At 64.1% G+C, this 17,201-nt stretch carries 15 protein-coding genes and 2 pseudogenes; 7 read left to right on the forward strand and 10 right to left on the reverse strand.

The features are described from left to right. The first annotated feature begins 9 nt into the window (after window positions 1–9). The 5 genes and pseudogenes from trbK-alt (at window position 10) to FJ970_RS16665 (ending at window position 4,592) form a co-directional block, all read left to right on the forward strand. On the forward strand, window positions 10–336 hold the full coding sequence (gene trbK-alt, locus FJ970_RS16645; protein WP_140758190.1) for a putative entry exclusion protein TrbK-alt: 327 nt from the start codon (window positions 10–12) through the stop codon (window positions 334–336). A gap of 2 nt (window positions 337–338) precedes the next feature. Continuing rightward, window positions 339–1,705, forward strand: a pseudogene (gene trbL, locus FJ970_RS16650) (P-type conjugative transfer protein TrbL). Window positions 1,706–1,708: 3 nt separating this feature from the next. After that, on the forward strand, window positions 1,709–2,398 hold the full coding sequence (trbF, locus tag FJ970_RS16655) for a conjugal transfer protein TrbF (RefSeq protein ID WP_140758191.1): 690 nt from the start codon (window positions 1,709–1,711) through the stop codon (window positions 2,396–2,398). Continuing rightward, window positions 2,395–3,459 carry a P-type conjugative transfer protein TrbG gene (gene trbG, locus FJ970_RS16660; RefSeq protein WP_140758192.1) on the forward strand — a complete coding sequence of 355 codons (1,065 nt, stop codon included), beginning with the start codon at window positions 2,395–2,397 and terminating at the stop codon, window positions 3,457–3,459. Before trbF ends, trbG begins: the two co-directional genes overlap by 4 nt. Continuing rightward, window positions 3,456–4,592 (forward strand): TrbI/VirB10 family protein, encoded by a 1,137-nt coding sequence (locus tag FJ970_RS16665; protein WP_140758193.1) that lies wholly within the window; start codon window positions 3,456–3,458, stop codon window positions 4,590–4,592. The genes trbG and FJ970_RS16665 overlap by 4 nt, the downstream gene beginning before the upstream one ends. Window positions 4,593–4,637: 45 nt before the next feature. Here the strand turns inward: FJ970_RS16665 and FJ970_RS16670 are convergent. From FJ970_RS16670 to FJ970_RS16700, 8 genes and pseudogenes are all read right to left on the reverse strand, one after another. After that, window positions 4,638–4,871: pseudogene (locus FJ970_RS16670) on the reverse strand (transposase); the annotation flags it as partial. A 705-nt stretch (window positions 4,872–5,576) separates the two neighbouring features. After that, entirely contained in the window at window positions 5,577–7,211 is a 1,635-nt protein-coding gene (locus FJ970_RS33650; protein WP_265336173.1) for a phosphoenolpyruvate carboxylase, read from the reverse strand. After that, on the reverse strand, window positions 7,208–8,251 hold the full coding sequence (locus FJ970_RS33655; protein WP_265336174.1) for a phosphoenolpyruvate carboxylase: 1,044 nt from the start codon (window positions 8,249–8,251) through the stop codon (window positions 7,208–7,210). Before FJ970_RS33655 ends, FJ970_RS33650 begins: the two co-directional genes overlap by 4 nt. A 6-nt stretch (window positions 8,252–8,257) precedes the next feature. After that, on the reverse strand, window positions 8,258–9,157 hold the full coding sequence (gene sucD / locus FJ970_RS16680; protein ID WP_127871573.1) for a succinate--CoA ligase subunit alpha: 900 nt from the start codon (window positions 9,155–9,157) through the stop codon (window positions 8,258–8,260). A 14-nt stretch (window positions 9,158–9,171) separates the two neighbouring features. After that, complete coding sequence (locus FJ970_RS16685) at window positions 9,172–10,356, reverse strand: malate--CoA ligase subunit beta (protein ID WP_140758194.1); 1,185 nt, start codon at window positions 10,354–10,356, stop codon at window positions 9,172–9,174. Window positions 10,357–10,407: 51 nt separating this feature from the next. Then, complete coding sequence (locus FJ970_RS16690; RefSeq protein ID WP_140758195.1) at window positions 10,408–11,358, reverse strand: HpcH/HpaI aldolase/citrate lyase family protein; 951 nt, start codon at window positions 11,356–11,358, stop codon at window positions 10,408–10,410. 11 nt (window positions 11,359–11,369) lie between these two features. Beyond that, on the reverse strand, window positions 11,370–12,560 hold the full coding sequence (locus tag FJ970_RS16695; protein ID WP_140758196.1) for an aminotransferase class V-fold PLP-dependent enzyme: 1,191 nt from the start codon (window positions 12,558–12,560) through the stop codon (window positions 11,370–11,372). Window positions 12,561–12,684: 124 nt separating this feature from the next. Next, window positions 12,685–13,353, reverse strand: a complete 669-nt coding sequence (locus tag FJ970_RS16700; protein ID WP_140758197.1) for a LuxR C-terminal-related transcriptional regulator — start codon at window positions 13,351–13,353, stop codon at window positions 12,685–12,687. Between the two features lie 377 nt (window positions 13,354–13,730). Here FJ970_RS16700 and mgtE point away from each other — a divergent pair, with 377 nt between their 5' ends. Further along, complete coding sequence (gene mgtE, locus FJ970_RS16705) at window positions 13,731–15,149, forward strand: magnesium transporter (protein WP_140758198.1); 1,419 nt, start codon at window positions 13,731–13,733, stop codon at window positions 15,147–15,149. Window positions 15,150–15,285: 136 nt separating this feature from the next. After that, complete coding sequence (locus FJ970_RS16710) at window positions 15,286–15,672, forward strand: MerR family transcriptional regulator (RefSeq protein WP_006203215.1); 387 nt, start codon at window positions 15,286–15,288, stop codon at window positions 15,670–15,672. 6 nt (window positions 15,673–15,678) lie between these two features. Here FJ970_RS16710 and FJ970_RS16715 read toward each other — a convergent pair whose 3' ends face one another. Both FJ970_RS16715 and FJ970_RS16720 read right to left on the reverse strand, forming a co-directional pair. Next, window positions 15,679–16,167, reverse strand: a complete 489-nt coding sequence (locus FJ970_RS16715; RefSeq protein ID WP_140758199.1) for a methyltransferase family protein — start codon at window positions 16,165–16,167, stop codon at window positions 15,679–15,681. Then, window positions 16,164–17,162 carry a heparan-alpha-glucosaminide N-acetyltransferase gene (locus tag FJ970_RS16720; RefSeq protein WP_140758200.1) on the reverse strand — a complete coding sequence of 333 codons (999 nt, stop codon included), beginning with the start codon at window positions 17,160–17,162 and terminating at the stop codon, window positions 16,164–16,166. Before FJ970_RS16720 ends, FJ970_RS16715 begins: the two co-directional genes overlap by 4 nt. Window positions 17,163–17,201: the final 39 nt, after the last annotated feature.

The following is a 17,201-nucleotide window of genomic DNA, read 5'->3' on the forward strand; positions in this document are numbered from 1 at the left end:
GTCATGGCCATGGACGGCAAAGCCCTCGCTCGCCTCGTGGCCGTCGTCTTCGTCGCGGTCGCCGTCGCGGCGACCGCGCTCGAGATGAGCCGGAAGGAAGACAAGCGGGTAGGGGAGGGCCCGCACACACCGGCGGCCTCGGCGCCGAATCCGCTTCGTGACCGCCTGCGCCGCTGCCGGGCCCTCGGCGCGGCTGCTCTGCGTGACGAGGGATGTGCGCGGCTGTGGGCCGAACAGCGCCATCGCTTCCTCGGCCTCGAAAAGCCGTCCCGGAGTTCGATAAGCGAGCCGGCCGTTTCGCAGTCGCCTGATGCCGCCCTGCGCGAGGCCCGATAGACATGGGCAATACCGGCGTCATCGACCATTTCCTGGCCACCTTCACCCGCTACATCGACAGCGGCTTCGGCCTGCTCGGCGGCGAGGTCGCCTTCGTCGCCACCACGTTGATCGTCATCGACGTGACGCTCGCCGCGCTTTTCTGGAGCTGGGGCGCCGATGACGACATCCTCGCGCGGCTCGTCAAGAAGACGCTCTTCGTCGGCGTCTTCGCCTACCTGATCTCCAACTGGAACAGCCTGGCCCAAATCGTCTTCGATAGTTTCTCCGGTCTTGGTCTCAAGGCGAGTGGAACCGGTTTCTCGGCACAGGACCTGCTACACCCCGGCAAGGTAGCGCAAACCGGCCTCGACGCGGGACGACCATTGCTTGAGGCGATCTCCGGCTTGATGGGCTACATCTCCTTCTTTGAAAACTCCAGATCGCTTGCCTGCTCTTCGCCTGGGCGCTCGTCCTGCTCGCCTTCTTCATCTTGGCGGTGCAGCTCTTTGTGACCCTGATCGAGTTCAAGCTGGCGACGCTGGCCGGCTTCGTGCTGATCCCTTTCGGCCTCTTCGGCAAGACGGCCTTCATGGCCGAGCGCGTGCTCGGCAACGTCATCTCGTCCGGCATCAAGGTTCTGGTGCTTGCCGTGGTCATCGGCATCGGATCGACGCTCTTCGGCGAATTCACGCAAGGCTTCGGCGGCGAGAACCCCACCATCGACCAGGCCATGGCGATCGTGCTGGCGGCGCTCTCGCTGCTTGGCCTCGGCATCTTCGGTCCCGGCATCGCCAACGGCCTCGTCGCGGGTGGACCGCAGCTTGGCGCCGGTGCGGCCGTCGGCACTGGCCTTGCCGCGGGCGGCTTGGCGGTTGCAGGTTATGGCGCAGCCGGCCTGGCGGCGCGAGGCGGGACAGCCGCATTCTCGGGAGCGGCGTCAGCCGCGCGTGGCGGGGCCTCACTCGCTGGCGGCGGTTCGGCCGCTTATACGCTTGGCGCCGCTGGCCAAGCTGGCGCGGCAGGCATCGCCTCCGGCTTGGGCGGGATTGCGCGCGCAGGCGCCTCGGCGGCAGCCTCCCCACTCAAGCGCGCTGCCGCCAACACCGGTCAATCGCTCAAGTCGAGCTTCGCAACCGCCGCCAATTCAGCCGCTGAAATCACCGGGGGCTCTTCGACCATGGGAACGATCGGAGGCGCCGCGGTGTCAGCCGCGGCTCCTCCGCCCGCCGCGGGCAAGCCGCCCGGCACTCAAGAACAGCCCGAATGGGCCAGGCGCATGCATCGCTCACAGCGCCTCGCGCACGGCGCCCAGACCGCCGCACACGCGGTGCGCGCCGGCGACAGCCACGGCGGCGGAGCCTCGATTTCTCTTTCTGAAGGCGAATGACCCATGAACATCTTTCGGCGCCCCGCCGTCCACTACGGCAAGACCCCTCGACCGGAAACCCCTTATCAAAAGGCGCAGCAGATCTGGGATGAGCGCATCGGCTCCGCCCGCGTGCAGGCACGAAACTGGCGCGCCATGGCGTTCGGGTCGCTGATCCTGTCGGCGGGGCTGGCCACTTCACTGGTCTGGCAATTGGGCCGCGGTACCGTGGTGCCCTGGGTCGTGCAGGTCGATAGGCTCGGCCAGGCTCAAGCGACCGCGCCCGCGATCGCCGACTACAAGCCAACCGATCCGCAGATCGCGTGGCATCTCGCCCGCTTTATCGAGCAGGTGCGCTCTGTTCCAGCCGACCCAATCATCCTGCGCCAGGACTGGCTGCGCGCCTATGAATGGACCACCGACCAGGGTGCTGCGGCGCTCAACGACTATGCTCGCGCTGACGATCCTTTCTCCAAGGTCCGCAAGCAGCAGGTCGCGGTGGAGATCTCTTCGGTCATCAGAGCCTCGCCAAACTCCTTCCGTGTCGCCTGGATCGAGCACCACTACGAAAACGGCCAGCTCTCAGGCACCGAGCGCTGGACCGCGATCCTGACGATCGTGACGCAGATGCCAAACGACGCCGAACGGCTTCGCGCCAATCCCCTTGGCATTTACGTCAACGCCATCAACTGGTCGCGGGAGATGAGCCAATGAGCCCGAGATTGCGTCTTGTCGCTGGCCCAAGTCTCGCAAGATGGCTGCTACCGGCCATGCTGGTCTCGGGAACCACGCTCCTCGCGAACTGCGCCATGGCGCCGAAGAAGCCGCCCAAGATCAGCTACGATTCCTATGTTCCCCCTTTGCCGCCGGCTCCGGCCGCCGCGAAAGACGAACGGCCGAAACCTCTTCGCGTGCCACCAGGCTGGGCACCCGCGCGGGGCGGCGCCATCGGCGAAACACCGGCCGCGCGCGTCGAGAACGCAAACGCGGCAGCGCGCGTGGAGCCGCGCCGCGAGGGCTACTACAACGCCATCCAGATCTACCCATGGAGCGAAGGAGCGCTCTATCAGGTCTACGCCGCGCCTGGCCAGATAACGGACATCGCGCTCGAGCCGGGCGAAAGTCTGACGGGAGACGGTCCGATCGCGGCCGGTGACACCGCGCGCTGGATTATCGGCGACACGGAAAGCGGGTCCGGCGTCGCGCGGCGCATCCACGTCCTGGTAAAACCCTCCCGCGCGGACATCACCACGAACCTTATCATCGCCACCGACCGGCGCAGCTATATGCTTGAGCTACGGGCAGGCGTGAAGCCCTACATGCCTGCCGTTGCGTGGTCCTATCCGGCCCTGAAAGCGGGACCCCTGCAGACCGTCGCCACAACACCGGTCATACCGGACGTTACCGCGCGCAACTATCGGTACGGCCTTACCGGCGACAGCCCACCCTGGAAGCCGGTCGGCGCCTACGACGACGGCCGCCGGGTATACGTCGAGTTTCCGCGCGGCATTGTGCAAGGCGAGATGCCGCCGATTTTCGTCATCGGTCCGGAAGGCGAGGCTGAAATCACCAACAGCCGCGTCTATCAGAACGTCCTGATCGTCGACCGCCTTTTTGGGGCCGCCGAACTGCGTCTTGGCGCCGGCAAGCGGCAGCAGACGGTAAGGATCGTCCGCAACGATGGTGGAAGAACCGATGGGTTGTGGCGGAGGCCAAGCGACAGCGTCGCGTCAAGGGTGCCGAACTCAACGCACAGGGGAGCACTGCAGCCATGAACGAGAACCATATGGACGTCGAACCCATGCGGCTTCGCGCCGACCCGCCGCGCGTGACGCGTCTTTCGCGCAAGATGCTCGCAGGCATCGGCTTCGTCGCCTCGCTCGGTCTCGGGGGCGCGCTGATCTACGCCCTGCAGGACGCCAACACATTCAAGCAGGGCGAAGAGCTCTACCCGACCTCCAATCGGCCGCCCGCTGACGGACTGGCGCGCCTGCCGCGCGACTATGCCGGCCCGGTCCTTGGGCCGCCGTTGCCTGGTGATCTCGGCAGGCCGATCCTCGATGCCCAAAACAAGGGACAGGCCGTCGTGCCTCTCGCGACCGCCAGCGCCGCGATTGACGAAGCCGAGCAACGCCGGCGAGCCGAAGAGGAAGCGGCCCGAACCTCACGCATCTTTTTCCAGACAGCGCAAGGAGATGCCAGGACCGCGGAGGCGTCCGCCCCTGCTGTTATCAACCTTGCCAGTCAGAACGGTCAACCAAATGCGCAGGATCGCCAGCTTGCCTTCCTGTCCGCTGCCGCTGACCGGCGGACCGTGGCGTCAGATCACGTCACACCGCCGGCGTCACCTTATGTGCTTCAAGCCGGTGCCGTGATCCCGGCCGCGCTCATCACGGGTATCCGGTCGGACTTGCCCGGCCAGATCAGCGCGCAGGTAACCGAGAATGTCTATGACAGTCCCACCGGCCGCTCGCTGCTCATCCCGCAAGGCACTCGTGTTATTGGGCAATACGACAACGGAATTCGTTCGGGACAGCGTCGCTTGCTGCTCGTCTGGAACAGGCTGATCTTTCCCGACGGACGCTCCATCGTTCTGGAGCGGCAGCCTGGCGCAGATGAGCAGGGGTATGCTGGGCTTGAGGACGGCGTCGACTATCACTGGGGCGAGTTGTTCAAGGCCGCGGCGTTGTCGACCGTTCTGAGCGTTGGCGCACAGTCCGGTTCGTCCGACCAAGACAGCGATATCGTGCGTGCTCTGCGCAGCGGCGCCTCCGATAGCGTCAGCCATCTAGGCCAACGGGTCGTTCAGCGGCAACTCGATGTGGCGCCGACGCTTACGATCCGACCCGGGCTTCCCGTTCGCGTTCTCGTGACCCGCGACCTCGCGCTTGAACCATACGGAGGTTGATATGGCCAAGTTGAAACTCGCAACCATCAGTGACGACAAGCCAGTGAGCTTCGGGATGCGCAGCTCGACCGTGCCGGCCCGCGTCTCCCAGTCCCGGTCGCGGTAGCCGTTGCGCTGGGCGAGCCGCAGCGGGTTCTTCTCGCCATAGCCGGCGCCGGTGGCCGCGCCCACCTCCATTTCCATCAGCCGCTCGGCGGCAAAGCCGATCATCTCGCGCAGCAGATCGGCATCCGGGGTCTTCTCCACGAGCGTGCGCAGGTTCATCATGTCGTCGGTCATCGGTGGTCCTTCCGAAATGGGGTTGGCGTCAACAACCAAACCCTAACGGAAAACGCCGATGACCACCGACACCCCGCTCACTCGCTACAGCGCTACTAACGGCGCGCTCGCGAGCGGCTTCGTAACCGCCAGCTACACCACTTGATGGGACACGACCAGGCGATAGCGTTTCCCCGATCTCCTCCAGTCGTCAATTCGTCCTGTGATGATACGAAACAATGCGGGAATTTTGAAGATTCAGGCCACGAAAAAGCCGATGAAATCGATATTCGTCTGACATCCTCCGGGCCACCAAATCTCCGAAGGAAGGGCGCCAAATCCGTGCATCCCGGGTTTCTCGGTCGGCGATCCTCGAAAAAGGGTCGTGGCGCGTATTCACAGCCACCGAACCCTCGACAAAATGCACTACTAATTGCACTACAAAATTTCGAAATACGACAGGTAACTATCTGATTTAAAACATCTAAATTTCAGTTCGAGCCGTCTCGACCGCACCAGTATTTCCCGACAAGCAGTTGTGATCCGGGCGAGCACGTCCTTTTCGGGGCGAGGGCTCCCCATAGACGTTTCGCTTTGATCGGATGTTGGGTCGCCACTGGCGGCCCTGCGGAGGCCTTCGGCGCGGGTAGGCCGGCGATCTGCGATCAGCAATCAGCCCCAGAACAATGAAGCAAGGTGACTGACGTAACTCGGCCAGCCGGCGAGCTATCCCGTCCACCCCAGTCCAGACGAGATGCAATTGATCGATACGAGCAGGGCGTCGGTTGCCCGCTTTTGATCCGTCGTCCTTGCCCTGACATCACGCAGCAGATCGACCTGCAGCCGGTGGATGTCGTCCATCTGCCGCCGCAGACTGTCGAAACGCCGCTTGAACATCGGAAAGCGCTCGGAAAGATCGCCTCCCGTGAGGTCGCCGATCAGGCGTCGCGTCAACTCGTGTTCAGCGGCGATGCGGGCATGGATTCGGTGGGCCGCGTCGCTGTCGGACACCAGGCCGGCGTAGAGCCGCGCGATCTCCATGTCCGATTGGTAAAGCGTCTTCTCGGCCTCGTCGACGATCAGGCGAAAGAAGCGCGAGTGCTCGAACATGCGGCCCAGAAGTTCGCGCCCAGCCTCGCCACGCACCGTGACGAAAGCGCTGAGCGCGCTGCCAATGCCATACCAGCCGGTCAGCAGATGACGGTTCTGGCTCCAGGCGAACACCCATGGAATGGCGCGCAGGTCGGCAATGCCGCTGGCACCGAAACGGCGATCCGGCCGTGATCCCATTTTCAGGAGCGCCAGTTCCGCGACCGGGCTCGCCTCGTTGAAATACTGGAGGAAGCCGGGCTCGGCCATCAACCGGGCATAGGATGCCTGTGACATGCCCGCCAGCGCTTCCAGCGCCTCATAGAACTCCGGCGTTTCCTTCGGTTCGACATCTCCGGGCGATACGACGCTGTGGGCCAGAACGGCGGCGGCGAGAATTTCGAGCTGGTTAAGGCCGGTGCCGCGATTGGCGAATTTCGACGATACGACCTCGCCCTGCTCGGTCACCCGCATGGTGCCAGTGACGGTGCCTTGCGGCTGCGCCGCGATTGCTCGGCCGGTCGGCGCGCCGCCACGGCTGACAGAGCCGCCGCGACCGTGAAAGAAACTGATCCTGACCTTGTGCTTGCGCCCGACGGCAGCGAGGCGCTTTTGCGCTTTTGCCAGTTCCCAATTGGAAGCGAGAAAGCCGCCGTCCTTGTTGGAATCCGAATAGCCAAGCATGATTTCCTGGCGCGCGCCGAAATCGCGCACCGTGCGCCTCACCAAAGAGACGTCGAGCAATCCGTTCAATATGCCCGGCGCGGCCTGCAGATCGGCGATGGTCTCGAACAATGGCACGATCCGCAGCCTGATTGTGCCGCCGGCGGGCGCGGTTGAGAGTCCGCAATATTGTGCCAGCAGATAGACCGCGAGCAGATCGTCGACCGAGCGGGTCATCGAGAGAACGAAAGAGCCGACAGCGTCGGGATCCGAGCTGGAGATGTGCTTGGCGATGACGGAGAATGTCGAAAGCAGTTCACCTGCTTCAGGCGAGAGGTGCCTGGCGTCGATCTCCAGCCGCTCACCCTCGGCGATAGCTTTGCGAATGCGCGCCGACCATTGCGGCGTGCCGGCTTCGGCCGGATCGGCGGGATTTGTCAGTGCAAACAGCTCGGCCAGCACGCGGTTGACGACCGTGGAGTTCTGCCGGATGTCGAGCGAGACGGTGCGGAAGCCGAAGCTTCCGACTTGCCAAAGCAGGGGCTGGACGAAACGCCTGGCTACCGCGCGCCCTCCGATTGCTTCGAGAACGCGAGACAGCGCGTTCAAATCGGAACGAAACCCCCTGCCGACGGGTACGCTGCCGCGCTGCCGTCCCGCGTGGCTATTAGGCGGGCAAACAAGGCCGAAGCAAACTGGCGAAGCGGTTCGTCAGGGTTGCGGGCGCTGATCACGTCAGCCTGTCCGCTTTTATCAAGCGCAGTATGCAACACCGGCTTGAAGCTCGCCGGCAGGTCGATGACGTTCGAACTGGCGCTGAGCACCGTCACCAGCCGCTGCATCTGCGTCAGATACCAGCCCATGGCGGTATCGCGGTATTCGGCCAGGGCATGGGCGGTGACGGCGGCCGTCACATTCGGGTTGCCGTCGCGGTCGCCGCCGATCCACGAGGCATAGCGCATGAAGGAGGGGATTCTGATCGGCGCCGCCGGATAGTGGCGCTCGATGGCGCCTTCAAGCTTGCCATAGAGCTGCGGCGTTGCCTCAAAGATGACTTCGCGAAAGAAATGCAGCCCCCAGGCGATTTCGCGTTCGACCGTTGGGCGCTCCAGCCGCAGCTCGCCTGTCATCCACAGAAGCTCGATCTCGCTTTCCAGATCGGCGACCAGCAGGTCGCGTTCGCGTGGCGCCCAGCGCGGCTGGTCGAGCTCGGTCAGCTTGCGATAGATACGTCGGTGGATCTCCAGCACCGTGACGCGTTTGGCCTCGGTCGGGTGCGCGGTCATGGTCGGGCCGACGCAGAGTTCGTCGAGCCTCGCCTGGACCTCCGCCGCCGAATGGCCGTTCGCCGCCATCCGCGCGATCACACTGCCGAAGGAGCCGGGCATTTCGTCGACACCGGCGCCTTGTTCGAGTTCGCGACGCGCCCGCATGGCAAGCAACTCGTCGGCAATCGCCAGCAACTGGAACCAAACGCCGCTCGCCTGAAGCGCCGGGATGCGCTGCTCCGCCGCAAGCGAGACAAGTGACCTGCGTCCGGCCAGAACGGCGGCGATCTCGGGCTCGCGCGCGCTTGCGACCTGAAGCAGCAGGCGCAACAAGAGGCTGCGCTCGTCCTCCCGAAATTTGATGCGTCTGCTCTGTTCCAAACCGCTTCAAGCCGCCTTCTTCGTTCGCTCCAGCGTCTCCGCCACCACATCGCCGAAGGACGACGGCGTCGGCACGATGATGACGCCGGCCTCTTTCAGGATCTCGACCTTTTCCTGCGCGGACTCGCCGAAGGCCGAGATTATGGCGCCGGCATGGCCCATGCGGCGGCCTTTCGGGGCGGAGAGCCCGGCAATGTAGGCGATCAGCGGCTTCCTCATATTGTCGCGCGCCCAGATCGCGGCTTCGGCTTCCTGCGGTCCGCCGATCTCGCCTATCATCACCACGGCGTCGGTTTCGTCGTCCTGCTCGAACAGCTTCAGAACGTCCTTGAAGGAGGAGCCGTTGATCGGATCGCCGCCGATGCCGACGCTGGTCGAGACGCCGATGCCGAGCGCCTTCATCTGCGAGGCGGCCTCGTAGCCCAGCGTGCCCGAGCGGCCGACGATGCCGACGCGGCCGGGAAGGTAGATCGAGCCGGGCATGATGCCCATCAGCGCCTGCCCCGGCGTGATGATGCCGGCGCAGTTCGGCCCGACCAGCCGCATGCGGTCCTCGAAGCGGTAGCGGCGCATGTAGCGCTTGACCTGCATCATGTCCTGCGAGGGGATGCCGTCGGTGATGCAGACGCAGAGCTTTATTCCCGCATCCGCGGCCTCCATGATCGAATCGGCGGCGAAGGGCGGCGGCACGAAGACGATGCTGGCCTCGGCCCGGGTTTCGCGCACAGCGCCCTTGACGGTGTTGAAGATCGGCAGGCCGAGATGCGTCTGTCCGCCCTTGCCGGGAGTGACGCCGCCGACGAGCTTGGTGCCGTAGCGCTTCATGTCCTCGGCATGGAAGCTGCCGATCTTGCCGGTGAAACCTTGCACGATGACGCGCGTGCTGCGGTTGAGCAGGATTGCCATTTTTCCGTCCTCCCTCAAGCTGCTTTTTTCTTGGTGGCCGCGCGCCAAGCGGCGACGGCTTTTTCGGCGGCTTCGGCGAGCGTGTCGGCGACGATCACCGCCTCGCCGGAATCGGCCAGGATCTTGCGTCCTTCCTCGGCCCTGGTGCCGGAAAGCCGCACCACCAGCGGCACGTTGACGCCGACCTCGCGGATCGCCTTGATGACGCCCTCGGCAACCCAGTCGCAACGGTTGATGCCGGCAAAGATGTTGACCAGGATGGTCTCGACATTCTTGTCGCCGAGCACGGCGCGGAAGGATTTCGCCACCCGCTCGGGCGAAGCGCCGCCGCCGATGTCGAGGAAATTGGCCGGCTCGCCGCCGGCGATCTTGATCATGTCCATCGTCGCCATGGCGAGCCCGGCGCCATTGATGATGCAGCCGATATTGCCGTCGAGGCCGACATAGGAGAGGCCGCGGTCGCTGGCGAAGGTTTCGCGCGGGTCTTCCTGGCTCTTGTCGCGCAATTCGGAGATTTCGGGCCGCCGGAACAGCGCGTTCTCGTCGAACGACATCTTGGCATCGAGCGCCACTAGGCTGCCGTCGCGGGTCACCACCAGCGGATTGATCTCCAGCATCGAGGCGTCGTAGTCGCGGAACACCTGGTAACAGCTGAAGATGGTCTCGGTCGCCTTGCCGATCAGGCTGTCCTCCAGCCCGAGCCCGAAGGCGATCTCGCGCGCCTGGAAGCGCTGCATGCCGACGCCCGGATCGACGGTGGCGCGGATGATGGAATCCGGCGCTCTTTCGGCGATCTCCTCGATCTCCATGCCGCCGGCGGCCGAGGCCACGATCATGACGCGCTCTTCCTTGCGGTCGAGCACGAAGCCGAGATAGAGTTCCTGCGCGATGTCGACGGCTTCCTCCAGATAGAGCCGCGAGATCAGCTTGCCGCGCGGGCCGGTCTGGTGGGTCACCAGCTTGCGCCCGAGCATGGCTTCGGCGGCGTTGGAAATCTCCTCGTCATTGGCGCACAGCTTGATGCCGCCGGCCTTGCCGCGCGCGCCGGAATGAACCTGCGCCTTCAGCACCCATTTGCCGCCGCCGATCTCGCGCGCCCGGTAGGTCGCCTGTTCGGGGCTGTAGGCCAGGCCGCCGCGCGGCACATGCACCCCATGCCGGGCGAGCAGTTCCTTGGCTTGATATTCGTGGATGTCCATTTTTTCTCCTCCCCAAATCGTCAAGGTGCCGCGAGGCGCGGCTCTCGTTGGCTAGTTAAGCTGGCCGGCGCGTTCGATGGCGTCGTTGACCACCAGCACGTTGCGCGCCATGCGTTCCGATGCGGCGTCGATCATCTTGCCGTCGAGCGCGGCGGCACCCTTGCCCTGCGCCTCGGCTTCCTTCAGCACTTCGAGGATGCGGCGGGCGCGCGTGACTTCCTTCTCCGGCGGTGAGAACACCTCGTTGGCCAAGGCAATCTGCGAGGGATGGATCGCCCATTTGCCCTCGATGCCGAGTGCGGCAGCGCGCCTGGCGGCCGCCTTGTAGCCTTCCGGATCGGAGAAATCGCCGAACGGCCCGTCGATGGCGCGCAACCCATAGGCGCGGCAGGCCACAGTCATCCGCGACAGGGCGAAATGCCACTGGTCGCCGGGATAGTCGGGATTGAGGCCGCCGATGTTGACGGTGCGCGCCTTGTTGCTGGCGGCATAGTCGGCAACGCCGAAATGCATCGCCTCCAGCCGGCCTGGCGTCGCGGCAATGGCCTCGACATTGGCCATGCCGAGCGCGGTCTCGATCAGGGCTTCAAGGCCGACACGTGTCTTGAAACCCTTGGCCATCTCGACCTGGTTGACCATGGCCTCGACCATGTAGAGGTCAGCCGGCACGCCGACCTTCGGCACCAGGATCGTGTCCAGCCGGTCGCCGGCCTGTTCCATCACGTCGACGACGTCGCGATACATGTAGTGCGTGTCGAGGCCGTTGATGCGTACCGAAACGGTCTTGCCCTTGGCGCGCCAGTCGATGTCGTTGAGCGCCTGGATGATGTTCTTGCGGGCGCGTTCCTTGTCGGGCGGGGCGACAGCGTCCTCGATGTCGAGGAAGACGAAGTCGGCGGCGCTGTTGGCCGCCTTGTCGATCATCTCCGGGCTGGAGCCGGGAACCGCCAGTTCGCTGCGCTGCAGCCTGAGTTTCCTGAGGTGGTTGATGGTGTGGCTCATCTTCTCTCCCCTCAGGCGGCTGCGGCGACAGGCATTGCGGCCGAGGCGCGGAAATGCTGGATGGCGGCGCCGACGCCCGAGCCCGGCGCCAGCCGGACGCCGCAATCGAGCAGCGCCATTTCAGCCGATGACAGCGAGGCCAGCACCATCACCTCGTTCAGCCAGCCGAGATGGCCAATGCGGAAAACCTTGCCGAACACCTTGTTGAGGCCACCGCCGAGCGATGTCTGGTAAGCCTGGGAGGCGCGCTTGACGACATCGCCGCTGTCGATGCCATCGGGCACGAGAATGGCGCTGACCGTGTCCGAATGCCATTTCGGCGCCTTGGCACAGAGCTTCAGGCCCCAGGCATCGACCGCCTTGCGCACGCCTTCAGCCAGCCGGTGGTGGCGGGCAAAGATGGTGTCCAGCCCTTCCTCGGCGATCAAGTCGAGCGAGGCGCGCAGGCCGCGCAGCAGCTGCGTCGCCGGCGTGTAGGGAAAATAGCCGGCATCGTTGGCGCGGATCATGTCCTCGAAGGAGAAGAAACAGCGCCGGTGAGTGGCGATTCTGGAAGCGACGAGCGCCTTCTTGCTGACCGACAAGAAGCCGAGGCCGGCCGGCAGCATGAAACCCTTCTGCGAACCGCTGACGGCGCAGTCGACACCCCATTCTTCCTGGCGGAAATCGATCGAGCCGATCGACGAGACGCCGTCGACGAAGAGGAGCGCTGGGTGGTTCGCCTCGTCGAGCGCGGCGCGGCAGCCGGCCACGTCACTGGTGACACCTGTCGCCGTCTCGTTCTGGGTGCAGAAGATCGCCTTGATGCGGTGCGTCTTGTCCGCCTTCAACCGCTCCGCATAGAGGTCCAGCGGAACGCCGGTTCCCCATTCGCAGTCGATCACCTCGACCTCGAAGCCGAGGCGCTCGGCCATGTCGACCCACAGATGCGAGAACTGGCCGAAGCGCGACATCAGCACGCGGTCGCCGGGGCTGAGCACATTGGTCATCGCCGCTTCCCAGGCGCCGGTGCCGGAGGACGGATAGATGAAGACGCGGCCGGTCTGGTTCTTGAAGACTTTTTTGATGTCCTCGAACAGCGGCAGGGTGAGGTCGGGGAAGGAGGCCGCGCGCATGTCCTCCATGGGCAGGTTCATCGCCTGCCGCACCTGTTCGGGGATATTGGTCGGCCCGGGGATGAAAAGATGGGTGAAACCGGCCATGGTGCGAACTCCTCCTGATCCAGCAAAGCGGTGGTGGGGAGTTTCGTTTCGATGGCTGATTGCAGCAACACCTTGGCGGGTAAGAACTTGCCGCGTGCGGGTGGGTATGGCCTACCCGGTCGCCCTACCCGAAAGGCTGCTTCTGGCTGCGCCTCTCTCGTGAATAGAGCGCGACCGCCATGGCGCGGTTGCGGACGTCCAGCTTGTCGTAGAGATTCTTGAGATGGTACTTCACGGTATTCTCGGAGATGCCGGTCCGGGTCGCGATCTGCAAATTGGTCCAGCCATCGGACAGCACCGCCAGCAGTTCACGCTCGCGCACGGTAAGCCGGGACAGAGGCGTGTCGTTGACCTTGTTGATGTCGATATAGGGGATGCAGATGCGACCATGGGCGACGGCCAGGATCGTGTCGAAGATGATGGCGGGATCGTCGAACTGGAAGCAGTAGCCTTGCGCCCCGAGGCGCACGCACTGTTTCAGGATGCCGATGTCATGGTCGTTTGAAAAGACCGCGATGCGGACGTCGAGCTTGCGGCCCTGGACCTCGGCCAGGACGTCCGCGCCGTCCATGTCGGAGAGCTTCCAGCCGATCACGGCGACATCGAACTCCTGTGCCGCCGCAAGCTCCAGGAAATGCCTGCCGCTTTGTACCGAGGCCAGAAGTTCGAAGCGCCCGTCGCAGTCCAGCATTTCACGCAGCGCCGATATGACGAGCGGATTGCGCTCGGCCACGACCACGCGAACGCGCCGCTCTTCGATTGCCTTGTTCTCTGTCCGCGACCTGATCTTCAACGGCTTCCGGCTTTTTTTATTGCGGCTTGGCGGGTCCAGCCGATGCCTGGACCTGCATCATGACAATTCTGCTCCAATGGCGCGGGGGTGCTCTTTCCCCAGCGACATCGGCTGTCGCGCCGCCGGAAGCCGAAGCGTGGCCGGCTTTTGATGAAATCGGCAGTCCACTCGGCATCGGGAAAGCACGGCATCAGCAGGCAAGAACGCATTTGGCCTGAGATTCCCGTGCGTTAGAAGAAAATGTTGCGAAGTTGAAGCGTGCCGGGTCGCCGTTACTTTTGTATGGGCACCGGACCGAAAACCGGTTTCCACTTTGCGGACTCATGGTCTAGACCTGATTTGCACCTTTTCCGGGATTCTGATGGCGGGAGGCGCTGGTGGAAGGCCAGGACGAACGGACGACCGGCGCCAGGGCCGCCGACGAGCACCACGCCGACATCTATGGCGAGGACGGTGCCGTCCTATCGTCCTTCCTTGCCCAGATCGGCGCGGCGATCGCCGATCGCGATACGCTGATCCTCAAGCGCCAGGTCGACGACCTGCATCAGTCGGAACTTGGCGACCTCATCGAGGCGCTGCACCCCGAACAGCGGCGCGCGCTGGTCGAACTGTTGGGCGCCGACTTCGATTTTTCCGCGCTGACCGAAGTCGACGAGGCGATCCGCATGGATATCGTCGACAACCTGCCCAACGCGCAGATCGCGCAAGCGGTGCAGGCACTCGATTCCGACGATGCGGTCTACATCCTCGAAGACCTCGAGCCGGAAGACCAGGACGAGATCCTGTCGCGGCTGCCGTTCACCGAGCGGATCAGGCTGCGCCGTTCGCTCGACTACCCGGAAGAGACCGCCGGGCGGCGCATGCAGACCGAGTTCGTCGCGGTGCCGCCATTCTGGACCATCGGCCAGACCATCGACTACATGCGCGAGGACAAGAACCTTCCCGACCGCTTCAGCCAGATCTTCGTCATCGATCCGACCTTCAAGCTGCTGGGCGCCATCGATCTCGACCAGATCCTGCGCACCAAGCGCGCGGTCAAGGTCGAGGAAGTCATGCATGAGACGCGGCACGCCATCCCGGCCACCATGGACCAGGAAGAGGCGGCGCGGGAATTCGAGCAATACGACCTTTTGTCGGCCGCCGTCGTCGACGAGAACGAGCGGCTGGTCGGCGTGCTGACCATCGACGACGTCGTCGATGTCATCCAGCAGGAAGCGGAGGAAGACCTGCTGCGCATGGGCGGCGTCGGCGACGAGGAGCTCTCCGACAGCATCCTGGCGACCTCGCGCTCGCGCGTTCCCTGGCTACTCGTCAACCTGCTGACGGCATTTTTGGCGGCATCGGTGATCGGCCTTTTCGACCGCACGATCGAGCATATCGTGGCGCTCGCCGTGCTGATGCCGATCGTGGCCGGCATGGGCGGCAATGCCGGTTCGCAGACCATGACCGTCACCGTGCGGGCGCTGGCGACCAGGGATCTCGACATCTACAATGCCGGCCGCATCATCCGCCGCGAAATGGGCGTCGGCTTCATCAACGGCATCGTCTTCGCCATCCTGATCGGCATCGTCGCGGCCGTCTGGTTCCACGACCCCAATCTGGGCGGCATCATCGCCGCGGCGATGATCATCAACATGTTCGTGGCGGCCCTTGCCGGCATCCTGATCCCGTTGCTGCTCGACCGGTTCAAGGTCGACCCCGCGGTCGCTTCGGCGGTCTTCGTCACCACCGTTACCGATGTCGTTGGATTCTTTGCTTTCCTTGGCCTCGCGACCTGGTGGTTCAGCGTCCGTTAGGCGTCTCAATTGACTTTTACGTAAATGCCGTGCGAGGCTCGCATGGGGTGCCGCGTCGATTCCGATGTGGCAACGGTTGGTTCGGGAGGGAAGGGCGCCGCATGGCGAATGCCCGGAATTCCCGCGTGGAGTGACAATGCGGGAATATTATTCGATCACCGAACTGACCCGCGAATTCGACGTGTCGACGCGGACGCTGCGTTTCTACGAAGACGAGGGACTGGTGCAGCCGGTGCGTCGCGGTCGCACGCGGCTGTTTCGCCCTTCCGACCGTCACCTCATCCGGCAGATCATGCGCGGAAAACGCCTCGGCTTCTCGATCAACGAGATCCGCGAGATCATCCAGATGTACAAGGAGCCGCCGGGCGAGGTCGGGCAGCTCAAGCTGATGATCAAGCGTATCGAGGAAAAGCGCGAGGATCTCAGGCAAAAGCGCCGCGACCTCGAGGAGACGCTGGCCGAACTCGACCAGGCCGAGGAGTCTTGCGTCGAGCGGCTGGTCGAGCTCGGGGTGAACACCTAACTCTACTCAGATCCAGCGCCGTACTCTTTTTGCATAGTCGCGGTATTTCTTGCCGAATTTCGCCGCCAACATCTTTTCCTCGCGCTCGATCGCGAGCTTCTGGGTGGCGAAGGCGGCGACGAAGGCAAGCAGGAAGAACCAGGCGATGCCCGAGACGAAGGCAACGCCGATCAACAGCAGCGTGTTGGCCAAATACATCGGGTTGCGGGTGACGCCGAAGGGGCCGGTCGTGACGAGATGATCGGGTACGGCGTTGGGATTGAGCGTTGTCCTGGCCCGTATCATGGTGCGGATCGCGGTGAACCAGAGTACGGCGACGGTGAACAGTGCCACCCAGCCGGCGGCGAACAGAATGTCGCCCAGGAGGTCGCCGATCCAGGGCAAGGGATAGAGCATGCCGAGGATGATGCTGATCGCGATCGCAGCAGCGTAGATCACCGGCGGCCACGGTATCACCCCAGGCTTCGGCACGGTCCCAGGCTTCGGCTCGATCATTGTGTCCCTCCCTCCGTCATCTTGTCCTCGGTCTTGGTGGTGCACGTTGCGGCATGATCGGACAGATGCGCCCTGAAGTCCGCAGTCTGGTCGTTGTTGAAGAGCCGATCAAGAGAGCCTTCACCTTGAAGCGTCTCGAGCATGCAGCCGCAATAGCTCGAACAGAAGGTTGCGTTGCGCATCTGCTCGCACGAGCGCTGGCAGGTTTTCAGGAAATTGACTTGCGGAGGCTCGACCTGCGCCGGCATCACTTGCGAGAACAGCCAGACGCAACTGATCAGCAGCGGCTGGTGGATCAGGTAGAAGGCCAGGCTGTGGCGGCCGATGAAGACCAGCGGATTGGCCCAACGGCCGGGCACGAGGCTCGCCAGGCGTGCCCGTATGCCGGAAGCGGACGCCAGTTTCGCCGCCCCAAGGCCGAGAAGCACCGCGCCGAACCAGGGGAACAGCGGCACGTAGTCGTTGGAACGCGGATTGATGGCGGAAAGGCCGATCCACCACAGCCAGGGGTGATCGAAGGCCTCGAAGCGCAGGTAGACTGGCGCGGCGATGACGAGCGCGGCGACGACAAGCGTCAGCAGGGCCGGCAGGCGCAGGAAGGCGAGGCCAAGCAGGCTGGCGAGTGCGATCTCGTGCAGGATGCCGAAGAAGATGAATCCATCGGGCGTGGCGATGCGGGTGACGATCGAGATGGCGACCGCGGCACCTGCAACCATGGCGAACCGCTTCCAGAAACCGTTCCAGCGGATCTGTCGGCCATGCGCGAGATACAGGCTGACACCGACCAGGAACAGGAAGGTCGAGGCGATGCAGCGGGCGTAGATCTTCCACCAGCCGAAGGCGGTGAGACCGGGATCGGTGTAGCCGAAGAATTCCAGATCCCAGGTGAAATGGTAGCTCGCCATCGCGATTAGCGCGACGCCGCGCAAGATATCGATGGCGACGATGCGCTTCGATGGCTCCGGAGCGGGTGCGGTCGGCGTGTGGATGCTCATGGTCTCGCGATCTGATTCAGCCCCTACAAGACGACTATC

Source organism: Mesorhizobium sp. B2-1-8 (assembly GCF_006442545.2).
Lineage (GTDB): Bacteria > Pseudomonadota > Alphaproteobacteria > Rhizobiales > Rhizobiaceae > Mesorhizobium.

What these genes read in the sequence shown, in the direction of transcription:
- trbK-alt (WP_140758190.1), top strand. Translation starts at nt 10, where the DNA reads ATGGACGGCAAAGCCCTCGCTCGCCTCGTGGCCGTCGTCTTCGTCGCG.
- trbF (WP_140758191.1), top strand. Translation starts at nt 1,709, where the DNA reads ATGAACATCTTTCGGCGCCCCGCCGTCCACTACGGCAAGACCCCTCGA.
- trbG (WP_140758192.1), top strand. Translation starts at nt 2,395, where the DNA reads ATGAGCCCGAGATTGCGTCTTGTCGCTGGCCCAAGTCTCGCAAGATGG.
- FJ970_RS16665 (WP_140758193.1), top strand. Translation starts at nt 3,456, where the DNA reads ATGAACGAGAACCATATGGACGTCGAACCCATGCGGCTTCGCGCCGAC.
- sucD (WP_127871573.1), bottom strand. Translation starts at nt 9,157, where the DNA reads ATGGCAATCCTGCTCAACCGCAGCACGCGCGTCATCGTGCAAGGTTTC.
- FJ970_RS16685 (WP_140758194.1), bottom strand. Translation starts at nt 10,356, where the DNA reads ATGGACATCCACGAATATCAAGCCAAGGAACTGCTCGCCCGGCATGGG.
- FJ970_RS16690 (WP_140758195.1), bottom strand. Translation starts at nt 11,358, where the DNA reads ATGAGCCACACCATCAACCACCTCAGGAAACTCAGGCTGCAGCGCAGC.
- FJ970_RS16695 (WP_140758196.1), bottom strand. Translation starts at nt 12,560, where the DNA reads ATGGCCGGTTTCACCCATCTTTTCATCCCCGGGCCGACCAATATCCCC.
- FJ970_RS16710 (WP_006203215.1), top strand. Translation starts at nt 15,286, where the DNA reads ATGCGGGAATATTATTCGATCACCGAACTGACCCGCGAATTCGACGTG.
- FJ970_RS16715 (WP_140758199.1), bottom strand. Translation starts at nt 16,167, where the DNA reads ATGATCGAGCCGAAGCCTGGGACCGTGCCGAAGCCTGGGGTGATACCG.
- FJ970_RS16720 (WP_140758200.1), bottom strand. Translation starts at nt 17,162, where the DNA reads ATGAGCATCCACACGCCGACCGCACCCGCTCCGGAGCCATCGAAGCGC.